At 40.2% G+C, this 11790-nt stretch carries 6 protein-coding genes; all 6 read right to left on the reverse strand.

Annotation, left to right across the window (positions count from 1 at the left end):
- Window positions 1–168 precede the first annotated feature (168 nt).
- Window positions 169–2970 (reverse strand): helix-turn-helix and ligand-binding sensor domain-containing protein, encoded by a 2802-nt coding sequence (locus IEW94_RS03280; RefSeq protein ID WP_188649919.1) that lies wholly within the window; start codon window positions 2968–2970, stop codon window positions 169–171.
- A 208-nt stretch (window positions 2971–3178) separates the two neighbouring features.
- Entirely contained in the window at window positions 3179–4669 is a 1491-nt protein-coding gene (locus tag IEW94_RS03285; protein ID WP_373286586.1) for an aminotransferase class V-fold PLP-dependent enzyme, read from the reverse strand.
- A gap of 50 nt (window positions 4670–4719) precedes the next feature.
- On the reverse strand, window positions 4720–6699 hold the full coding sequence (locus IEW94_RS03290) for a protein-disulfide reductase DsbD family protein (RefSeq protein WP_188649923.1): 1980 nt from the start codon (window positions 6697–6699) through the stop codon (window positions 4720–4722).
- 19 nt (window positions 6700–6718) lie between these two features.
- Window positions 6719–9538 (reverse strand): M16 family metallopeptidase, encoded by a 2820-nt coding sequence (locus IEW94_RS03295; RefSeq protein ID WP_188649926.1) that lies wholly within the window; start codon window positions 9536–9538, stop codon window positions 6719–6721.
- Window positions 9539–9845: 307 nt separating this feature from the next.
- Window positions 9846–10955 carry an acyltransferase family protein gene (locus tag IEW94_RS03300; RefSeq protein ID WP_188649928.1) on the reverse strand — a complete coding sequence of 370 codons (1110 nt, stop codon included), beginning with the start codon at window positions 10953–10955 and terminating at the stop codon, window positions 9846–9848.
- A 39-nt stretch (window positions 10956–10994) separates the two neighbouring features.
- On the reverse strand, window positions 10995–11790 hold a 796-nt coding region (locus IEW94_RS03305), incomplete at its 5' end, for a PIG-L family deacetylase (RefSeq protein WP_188649930.1).

Consider the following 11790-nt stretch of genomic DNA (forward strand, 5'->3'; position numbering starts at 1 on the left):
TCCATATTTTTTACCTAAACAAAAAACATACATGACAAAAAAAACCTCCATTGTTAACAAAACGTTAATAATAGTCTGCGTTTATTGCGAAGTTTGTTTTTGCTAAAATTTAACAAAAACCCATAATGTTGTGGTAATGTATGGGTAAAAACCCAGTTTGTAGTGTAACTAGATTTCCAAGATATAATCGGTTAAGCTTGAATCATGGGGCAATCCCATCTTTTTACGTAATCTGTAACGTTTCACTTCAACACTTCTGCTTGAGATGTTTAGTAATGGTGCAATCTCTTTTGAAGAGAGGTTTAACCTAAGGTAAGCACATAAACGCAAATCATTTGATGTAAGAGAAGGATGTAGGGTTTTGACCTTCTTTAAAAAATCTTTATCTGCATTATTGAAGGCCTCTTCAAATAAATTCCAGTCGTCTGTATTGTTAAGATTTTGATCAATTATTTTGACTACGTTTTTCAAGTTTTTAACATTGTCTTGTGATTTAATCTCTTTCTTAATGTTGTTTAAAAATTCATTCTTTTTTATCAAGCTCATGGTTGCAATGCCTAGCTCACGGTTTTTATTTTCAATGTCTTGACGCAATTTGTCATTATTGAACTTCATGAGTTGCTTTTGGTTTTCCAATTCCTTTAACTCTAATTCTTGCTTTGTTTTTAGTAGCAATTTTTCGCGTTGTTTTTTATAATATCGTTTGTAAATGTTATGAATAATCAATGAAAACAGCCAGAACAAAAAGATATAAACTGTTATCATGGCATTTGACAGTAACCAAGGTCTTTTTATATTAAAACTGTACGTGGCAATGTTGTTCGAGATTTTATTTCCTGTTTTAGCTCTTACATTAAACACATAATCTCCATAAGGCAAATACTTAAAAGAGACCGAAGCATTTTTGGACCAAGTACTCCAATGGTTATCAATTCCAGCCAATTGATATTGGTATTCGGTATCTAAATACTTGTCAAATTCCGCCACACTAAAAGTGAAATCAATATTGTTATAATTGTTTTTAAAAGTGTTTGTTTCAAATAAACTAACATCTTGATAGTTTGAATTTAAGTCACTTACGGTTATTGAATTAATGTTTACGTTAAACGATTTATCTTGAATTTTATCTAAATCAATTAGTATATATCCCGAAGCGGTCCCTATCAAGAAAACCTGGTTGTTTAAATGTGTTATATTCTCATACCCTGTTAAACCCTTAGGAAGCGCTTCAGGATAGGATATTTTATTCACCTTGGGGATATTACTCAATTTTCCAGGTGCTATATAATTTAAATCTTTGGCCGAAAAACTCCAAAGTTTATTGGTTTCTTTATCATACACCAATTTGCCAGAGGAGTATTCCTCATTTTTGATTAAATTGCTCAGTAGTGTGTCTTTGGTAAATATTTGCTTTTCTGTATTATACTTAAAAACACCCTTTTTGTAGGCGTAGTAAATGTCATTATGATATTTAATAAGGCTTGAGGTCAGCGCTTTTTCAACAGAGGTGTCTTTTACAACTTTTACAGCTTTAGTTAAATCATTGTCAATTTCAATTTTAAAGACTCCTTTGTACTCATGGCTCACAAGTATATTATTGCCAATTTTTTCAAAAAATTTACTTGAAATATCAAATCCTTGTATTTTATTTTTCAGATGCCAACTGTCATTTTGCTTTTCTAAAACATACAGCCCGTCATAATTTCCTTGTAACAGTTGGTTTTTATTCTCTTCAATAGGGATAATGTTCCAGGTGCCCTCAATGTCAGATATACGTTCAGCAACATCATTCTTTACAATAAAAGTGCCTACGTTATGGCCGCAGAACAATGTGTCATCATATTTAAATAAGCTCCATACCTGTCCTTGTGTTCCCCCAACAAATTTAAAATCGCTTGTTGATCCTAATGGTTTAAAAAACAAGCCTTGATTGGTTCCTAAATACAAATTATTATGATAAATAATTGAAGCGTATACCGTACCAATTTTACCATCTTCATTTTTATATACACGAAAAGGAGACGTAACATTAATACAATTGATTCCGTTATTAAGACCCAGCCAAATATTGTTGTCAACATCTTCAAAAACAGATTGAACCGTGTTATTTCCCAAACCATTATTTTGGTTTAATTGGTAATCAATAGTGCCATCAGGCAAAAGATGAATGATACCATCTGAAATAGTGCCCAATATAAAACTGCCATCTCTTAATTTTAAACTTCTATAAACACTTGTTTTTTCTATGATCTCATTTGCAGGAACGTCCCATTTCTTCAAAAGTCCATCTTCAAGCATAAAAAAACCATTATCTTCTGTTTCAATTAAGATATTACCATTTAATTCAAACATGTTAACCAATAAGTTTTCCCTTACCGCAATATCATTGGATACCAAGATAGATTTGCCATTTTCAATTTTATAAATTCCATCTTTAGTTCTTTGAAAATAAATTGTATTGTTTACCTTAAAAATCTTGTACAGAGTCGTGTTTGATTCAATTATAGAATAGGTTTCTTGCTTGGTGTTGTAGATATAAATTCGTTTTAAGGACTGAAACAAAATCCATTCATCTATTGAGATAATGTTCCAAATTTCTTCATCATCTAAAAACGGAATGTTGAGTTTTTGGGACAGTGAGGTGTAGTTTAAGTTTCCGAATTCATTTTTTTTCCAAAAACCGAACTCTCTGTAACAACCCGTAAAAATTAAGTCATCAATCACATTGACTGATCTGATAATTGTCTCATTTGGAGATGGATACAATTTCCAATTGGACCCGTTAAATTCAAGTAGTCCCTTATTATTAGCTACATATATATCCTTTTCTTTGGATTGTGAAATACCCCAATTTTGGTTCTCCGCATTATATGTCTTTGGAGAATAGATTTCAATAGGCGGTCTTTCTTGTGCGAATAGATAGAAAACCGGTAACAAGAAAAAAGCAACAAAGATAAAATTTTTATACATAACAACTTAACCAATTATTACAGCGTGTTAAGTCTCTAATATAATCTAAATCCTTTAAAAACAATACATTTTTAAAAAATTAAACGCATTTTGTATGGTTAAAAATATCTGCATAAAGAACTCAATAAGTCACAACATTATGTTACAAGGTAATTAATTACGTTTTGAAAGATCTTTAATTTAAAGATATAAATAAAAAATTACGGATTTAAAGCTTAAACCAATTCTTAGTAATTTCCTTTTCTATGGAGCTATTGCCTTTATGCACAAACTCGTTTTTCATTGGGTTGTAAGCATAGTCCTTCTGCCAATCAACGACGTTTTTAGCGACCTCTTCAATAGCATCGCAAATGAACTCAATCTCTGCATTGGTCATGGTTGGGTGGATGGACATCCTGACCCATCCCGGGCGCTCCATCAGACAGCCCTCCAATATCTTTTGTTCGATGGCCTTTGAGGTCAGTTGGTCCACGTGCAACAGATAATGTCCATAGGTGCCGGCACATGAGCATCCGCCCCGGGTCTGTATCCCAAAACGATCGTTCAACAATTTTACCACTAGATTATAGTGTGCATTGTCTATATAGAAAGAAAATACGCCCAGCCTATCGGTGTGCTCCGGGGCCAATATCTTGAGGTTCCCAATCTTGGAAAGCCTTTTGAAAATGATGGCATTGAGTTCATGTTCCCGACCCAGAATGTTCTTGACCCCCATTTGTTCCTTGAGCTTGATGGACAGCGCTATCCTGATGGCCTGTAAAAAGCCCGGTGTGCCACCATCTTCCCTGGTCTCAATGTCATCAATATAGTCATGGTCTCCCCATGGGTTGGTGTAAGAGACCGTTCCCCCTCCCGGGTTGTCAGGAACCAAGTTCTTGTAAAGCTTTTTGTTGAACACCAAAACGCCCGATGATCCCGGTCCTCCAAGAAACTTATGTGGTGAGAACGTGATGGCATCCAAATATTGCTCTTCATCATCTGGGTGCATATCGATGTCCACATAGGGCGCCGAACAGGCAAAGTCCACGAAGCACAGCCCATTGTTTTGGTGCATGATCTTGGCAATATCATGGTAATTGGTCCTGATTCCCGTTACGTTGGAACAGCCCGTTATGGCCGCAATTTTTATTGGTATATGGCTATGTTCCTTTAATAAATCCTCCAGGCTTTCCAAACAGGGCAAACCGTTATTGTTAGATGGAATGACCTTGACCCTTGCAATGGTCTCCAGCCAAGAGGTCTGGTTGGAATGGTGCTCCATGTGCGAGACAAAAATAACAGGCCGTTTATCTTCTGGAATATCCGTATGGTCCTTAAGGTTCTCGTTGAGCTTGATGCCCAAGATGCGCTGGAACTTGTTAATGGCGCCTGTCATTCCAGTCCCAACTGTTATGAGCACATCGTCCTTTGAGGCATTGACATGTTTTTTTATGATGGTCCTTGCATCGTGATAGGCGTGCGTCATCACACTGCCCGTTATGGATGTTTCGGTGTGCGTGTTGGCCACAAAAGGGCCTATTTCATTTAAAAGCTTTTCCTCTATGGGCCTGTACAACCTGCCACTGGCGGTCCAATCGGCATAGATGACCTTTTTTCTTCCGTAAGGAGACTCAAACTCCTGATCCAACCCAACAATGTTCTCCCTGAAATACTGAAAATATGTTTCAAGACTTATTTTATCTTTGGTTTGATTAGCCATCATCATTTAACTATTTATAGCCTTAAATGTTTACAAAATACACTTTTGTACTACTGCTTTTTGAAATTATTTATTCCTTCAACCAGCCAAGCATGAAAATCATTAGAATCCGGTGTATACGCTATAGGGTCTATAAGGTTTTCCCCGTCATGTCCCATAAGCACATAGAACGGTTGCGAGTTGGCCTTGTACCTGATGGTCTGCAGCTCGCTCCATTTTTGCCCAATGTACTTTAGCTGTTTTCCGGGATTTAATTTAGATTCTACTACATCACCTTCTTCCAGCTTGCGCTTGTCATCCACATAGAGAGAAACAAGGACCACCTTGTTCTTTAAGATGTCCAGGATCTCTGGCTTGGGCCATACGTTCTGCTCCATCTTCCTGCAGTTCACGCAGGCCCATCCCGTAAAGTCCAGCATCACCGGCTTGCCGACTTGTTTTGCGAAGGCCAGGCCCTTATCGTAATCATTGAACGCCAAAATATCATGTGGAGCCAGTAAATGGGCTCCTTCCGGCAGATCGTCGTGGTTGCTTGCCAATTCGCTTCCCCCTATTTTTGAAAAGCCAACGCCATAGGGCGACTCGCTGTAGTCCTGTGGTGGTGGAAACGCACTGATCAAGTTCAATGGCGCTCCCCATAGACCTGGGACCATGTAAATTGTGAATGACAATACAATGAGGCCAAGCCCAAGCCTTCCAACCGAAATATGTGTCAGTGGAGAATCGTGAGGCAACTGGATCTTTCCAAAGAGATAAAACGCCAAGGTCCCGAATATGGCGATCCAAATGGCCAGGAACACTTCCCGTTCCAATAGATGCGTTTGCAATACCAGATCTGCCTGCGACAAAAACTTAAAGGCTAGGGCCAGTTCCAAAAAGCCCAGCACGACTTTGACCGTGTTGAGCCAACCCCCCGATCTGGGCAAGGAGTTCAACCACCCCGGGAAAGCGGCGAACAGTGCGAACGGCAACGCTATGGCCAGCGAAAAGCCCAACATCCCTATTATGGGGGCCAGGCCGCCCTTGGATGCCGCCTCCACCAACAACGTGCCCACAATGGGGCCCGTACAGGAAAACGACACAATGGCCAGGGCCAGGGCCATAAAGAAAATGCCTATCAATCCGCCCCTGTCGGCCTGCCTGTCGACCTTGTTGGCCCACTTGTTGGGTAACATGATCTCAAAGGCGCCCAAAAAGGACACCGCAAAGATGACCAACAGCAAGAAGAAAACAATGTTGAACCACACGTTGGTGGCCAGTGCGTTCAGGGCATCCGCCCCAAAAACACCCGTTACGGCCGTTCCCAACAGCACATAGATGACTATGATGCTGATGCCATAAATAATGGCGTTCTTGATGCCCGCGGCCCTGTTCTTGCTCTGCTTGGTGAAAAAGCTCACCGTCATGGGGATCATGGGGAACACGCAGGGCGTGAGCAACGCCGCAAAGCCCGATAGAAAGGCTATGAAAAATATGGACCACAGTCCCTTGTTCTGGCTCGGCTCCTTGGTCTTGCCCGAGTCAACTGGGCTTTCCTTGTCCGTTCCATTGGATGGGGCCGTTTGTGCCGTTGATGCACCTGAGCCAGCCAGGTCGAACTTCAGTTCCACCTCCGTTGGCGGCAGGCAACGGGAGTCGTCACAGACCATGAACTCAACAGTCCCGTTGACCGCTGTCACATCTTTTGTGGTCTCTATCTTTTGCCTGAAGACCGCACTTTTTTCAAAATATTTGATCTTCATCTGGAAGATGGGGTCGTCGATGGTGTGGCCCTCGCCCTCCTCTGTGTTGCCCAATACCTTTATGTTTCCACCGCCGTCGTCATAGGTGAACGCCGTCGGGATGGGGCCGTCCTCGGGAACGTCCTGTGAGTATAGGTGCCAGCCTGCTTCTATGGTGGCCCTCGAAACAAGGTTGTACTCCGTGCCAGAGACCTTCTCCACTGAGGTCGCCCATTTGACGGGCTTTAAAATCTGGGCATGACCTAGCCAAATCGTAAAAAAAACAGCTACTAAAATTATTTTTTTCATGTTTTCCTATTCGCTTGCTTTAATTTTTTTGTTCTGGTTTGAATACAATCTCAAAAGATTTTCCCCTACCATCAAGCACTTGTTTTGCCATTTCCTGGATATCCCCTTTTGTCATGCTGTTCACGATATCCTCAAAGTTCTTGGCGTCATCAATATTCTCACCATACCTGAAAAACGTTGTAAGCAACTGCATATCATAATCGTTCTTGTCCCTTGATTGCTGGCGCTCTTTTATGAAATTTGTTTTTGTTTTGTTAAGGTCGTCGTCATTAATATTGCCGTCAGCTATCTTTTGTAGTTCCGCTTTTACGATATTGACCAGTTTGTCAACTAAATCGGGGTTGCAATCAAAACTAAAGGACACATATGCCTGTGGCTTTGGCTCTCTAAAGAATTGCGCATAGGCCCTTGGGCTGTAGGCTCCGCCCTCTGATTCCCTAACGGTCTCTAAAACCCGCAACTGCAAAATATCGCCCAGTGCATCTGTATAGATAGCTTGTTCAATTGTATAGGGCATCTCTTTTTTATAGGCAATGTTCACACTGGCCTTGGGGTCTTCCATTGTTAGATAGATGTCCTTGTCAATAGTGCTTGAAACCCATTCTGGGTTGTTTTGCTTAAATGTTTCATGGGTGTTTTTTGTTGGAATACTGGCCAGGTAAGTTTCCAAGAGCGGTTTCAATTGGTCCTTACTGACGTCCCCAACAATGAAAAACTCAAAATCTGAAGCATCGGCAAAACGGTCATTGTAAACGGTCTTTATTTTATCAAATGCTATTTCAGAGGCATACTTTTGGTCAAATATATGCTTTCTGGGATTGTCCTTGCCATATAAAGTCACCGTAAGGCTGTCCCTCATTTTTTCATCAACGTCCTTGCTCCTTCTTACGATGTAATTGTCTATGTTGCTTTCCAGAACCTTGTAAGCCTGCTCATCAAACCGTGGTTTTACAAAATACAGATATACCATTTGTAACATGGTCTCGACATCTTTGGTATTTGATGAGCCTGAAAGATTTTCATTGATATCATCCAAACCTATTCGCACATTGGCGGTCTTTCCCGCCAAGACCTTTTTTAAATCTGTTGCATTGAAATCTCCCAGACCGGACATTTGGATCAAGCTGCCAACTAAATTTGCGGACGGTAATTCTTCGTCAGATAAAAGGGATGTTCCCCCATAGCTAATGCCTTTTAAAGATACCTTGTCCTTTTCCTTGTCAACAAATTTATAGTGCACTTTTATGCCATTGCTCAATACAAACGTTGTGGATCCCGTATCGGCATTAGGTATGGTTTCATCAATTGCCCCTGCTTTAATATCAAGACCAGAAACCAGTGTTTTTCCTTTTAATGATTCTGTGTAGGGCTCAATGGTCTGGCTGTTTTCAACACTATCCAAAATCTGTTTTGCTTCTTCCTCGGATAGATTGTCCCGCCCTTCTACACCTGTAACGTTTATGTACCTGTTGTTTTGGGTATATAGGTCTTTTATGGTTTTGTGGAGCTCTTCTGTTGTAAACCCAACAAATAGTTGTTGCGCGATTTGATATTCCTTATCAATATCTGTCATTGTTTTATTATCCAGATAGTTGTCTTGAATGGCGCGCTCTATGCGCCCATGGCTCATGTCGTCTCTTTTCGCGATTTGATTTTCATAGGAACTTTTCATTTGGGCAATGCTCCTGTCAATCTCAGATTGGGTGAACCCATATTTCACGGCGCGTTCCACTTCTAGCATCACGGCCTTAAAAGCTTCTGCCTGTTTGTTTTCTTTTGGGTAAATTGTTATCCCAAACACATTGGATGTTCTTGACAATGAACCGTACCCTATCCGTGCCGCCAAAAATGGCGCTTCTGGCTTTTGGGCCTGTTCTGAAATCCTTGCGGACAGCATATTGGTTGCCATGGATCGCAATAACTGATCTTTTAAATCAGCAACCGTCTCTGGCTCCAAAGATTTTTTATGACGTATCCCGAAACTAATGGAGGCAGTTGAGACTTCAGGGTCCAGCCCCAAACTGTAGAGCATGTCCTGGTTCTCTGGAATGTCAACAATGGTCCTGGTCCTTGGGGACTCTACTGCTGGGATTTCAGAAAACATCTCCTTGATCTTTTTCTCAATGTCATCCACATCAACATCGCCAATAATGGCAATGGCCTGTAGATCTGTCCTGTACCAGTCATGGTAAAAATCACGGAGGGCCTTGTAATCAAAACCTTCAACAACGGACATTAAGCCTATTGGCATTCTATCGGCATATTTTGAATGGTTGAACGTAATGGGCAGTGACTTTTCGAACAAGCGCATGGGACCATTTTGGCGTGTACGCCATTCTTCTTTTATGACGCCCCGTTCCGCATCGATCTCTGAATCGGTCAGCAATAGGTAGTTTGACCAGTCCTTTAGGACCGTCAAGCAGGTATCGACCAGGCCGTCTTTTGTTGGTATATTGTCAAGGTTGTAGACCGTTTCGTCAAAGGATGTGTAGGCATTGATATCCTTTCCAAACACGGCGCCGTGCTTTTGTAGGGTGTTCAAAATGCCCTTTCCGGGAAAATGCTTGGTGCCATTGAATGCCATGTGCTCCAAAAAATGCGCCAGGCCCCGCTGGTCCTCGTTTTCAAGGATAGAGCCCACGTTTTGTATGATGTAATATGAAGCGGCGCCCTTGACCACATCGGTACTCTTGATGTAATAGGTCATCCCATTGGGCAATACACCCTTTTTTATGGTTTGATCAATAGGAAGAGGTGCATCAAAATTGATTGATTGTGCATGTAATTTTCCAATAAATGCCATAAACATGACTATTGTATAAGTTAAAATACGCTTCATAGTGTTTATTTAAATGTTAATGTAACAAAATTACTTTTTTAAGTCCATATTCATAGCGCTTTAAGATAGTTTTAATAGAAAAAAATCATTAAATCTGATGATTTTATACCATATCAACATTTTTCTATTTAATATTTTAATTTATCAATAAAAACTAAAAAAGCCTTGTTAACTAAATGTTTACAAGGCTTTAAAATCCCTCAATGTGGTCCCACCTGGGCTCGAACCAAGGACCACCTTATTATAAGAATAACAGAATAGGTATAAATTTTATTTTTAACAATTCACATGACTTCCTTTTTAGTAACTAAACCTTTATAAAAATCTTCCTTTTATAAAGAATTAATGCCACTAAATAATAAAACGCAATGACGCCCATAGCATAAATAAGTGAGCTCAATTTTAAATTGGTTATAATGGATGACAAATTATTATACAGAAAGCTATGGACAGAGACATTATCTTTTATTTCAATCATACCAAATAACCTCCCAATCAATCCCGATAAAAAGAAAACGGTTATGGCATTAGACCCAAAAATAATTGCTGGCACGCCCCACTTATCTTTTTTTAGAACATCTGTCATATAAAAAATCAGAGCATATATTAAACAGGCCCAACCACCAGTTACCAAAACAAAACTACTGGTCCATAAAGACTTGTTCAATGGAAAATTAAGGCTAAAGATATATCCTAAAATCAAGGCCACTGTTCCTATAACAACAAAAAAAACAAGTTTTTCATTTGATGATTTATGGTTGTTTATGAGCACCTTTCCAAACAACATTCCAAAGATAGACGTTGCAATGGCAGGAACCGTACTTAGTATCCCTTCAGGATCATAGACTTTCCACATATGGGATCTTGTCAAAATGTTTGTATCAATCACCGTGGCCAAATTAGATTCCTCAGTCAGCATCGGCAATCCTCCATTAACAGGAATTTGGGTCATCACATACCAATATCCAATCAAAATGCCAATAAAAATAACTAACAATCCTTTCCAATTGATATTTAAAAATAGGATCGAAGCCACAAAAAACACAAGACCTATTCTTTGCAAAACGCCTGGCAATCTCAAATCAGAAAACGTTTTTACAAAAGGAAAGTGCACCGTAAAAGCAGCCAATATAAGTCCCAAGATTATCAGCTTACAGGTTCTGGACACTATTTTTTTATATACAGCACTGTCAATACCCTCTTTCTTTCTCCTAGTATATGCCAATGTAATTGACATCCCAACAATGAACAGAAAAAAAGGAAAAATCAAATCTGTTGGTGTCAATCCATGCCATTCTGCATGCAATAGTGGTGAATAAACATGTCCCCATGATCCTGGATTATTGACCAAAATCATGGCGGCTACCGTCAATCCCCTAAAAATGTCTACTGATACTATTCGATTGGAAGTTTTCATGATAACTTGATTGTTTAATTTATTTTTAAAATTAGATTATTAATACTCCCATCTCACAAAGGCCTCCATAGCCGCATAATGTGACAGTCCCAATTGGTCGTACAGCTCGGCGGTCTCCCTGTTGCGGTCCTCGGCCCGCTGCCAGAACTCCCTGCTGTCCGAGCCTTGGAAAACAACCCCATCCTTTTGCGACTGGTGCTTAAAAATGCCCTTGCGCTTTTCAAGTACCTGGTCCGGTCCCATCGGAACGGCCATCTCAATCTCATCAATGCCCCATTCCTGCCATGCACCCCGGTAGAGCCACAGCCAACAATCGTCCATGAACTTTTTGGGCTTTAGCTTTTTCACAGCTTCAAGAACAGCATCAAGGCACACCTTATGGGTTCCGTGGGGATCGGCCAAATCACCGGCCGCATATATCTGATGGGGCTTGATCTTCTCTATCAGGTCCATTGTTATTTGTATGTCCTTTTCTGCCAACGGTTTCTTTTCAATGCTACCGGTCTCATAAAACGGCAATTCCATAAAATGGATTTGACTGTCTGGAACACCTATATAATGGCAGGTTGATTTTGCCTCTCCTTTCCTGATCAGTCCTTTGATATACCTAACCTCTGGAATATCAATTTCGCTGGATTTCTTGTTCTTGAGGAATGTCTTGGCCTTTTTGAAGATTGATTGCGCCTCTTTGTTGTCGATTCCAAATTTTTCATTGTAATCACAAACAAAGCTTGCAAAGCGCAGTGCCTCATCATCTGCCACCGCTATGTTCCCTGATGTCTGATAGCCCACGTGCACTTCATGTCCCTGCTCTTGCAAGCGCTTGAAGGTGCCG

The sequence above is a fragment of the Yeosuana aromativorans genome (assembly GCF_014646655.1).
Taxonomy (GTDB): domain Bacteria; phylum Bacteroidota; class Bacteroidia; order Flavobacteriales; family Flavobacteriaceae; genus Yeosuana; species Yeosuana aromativorans.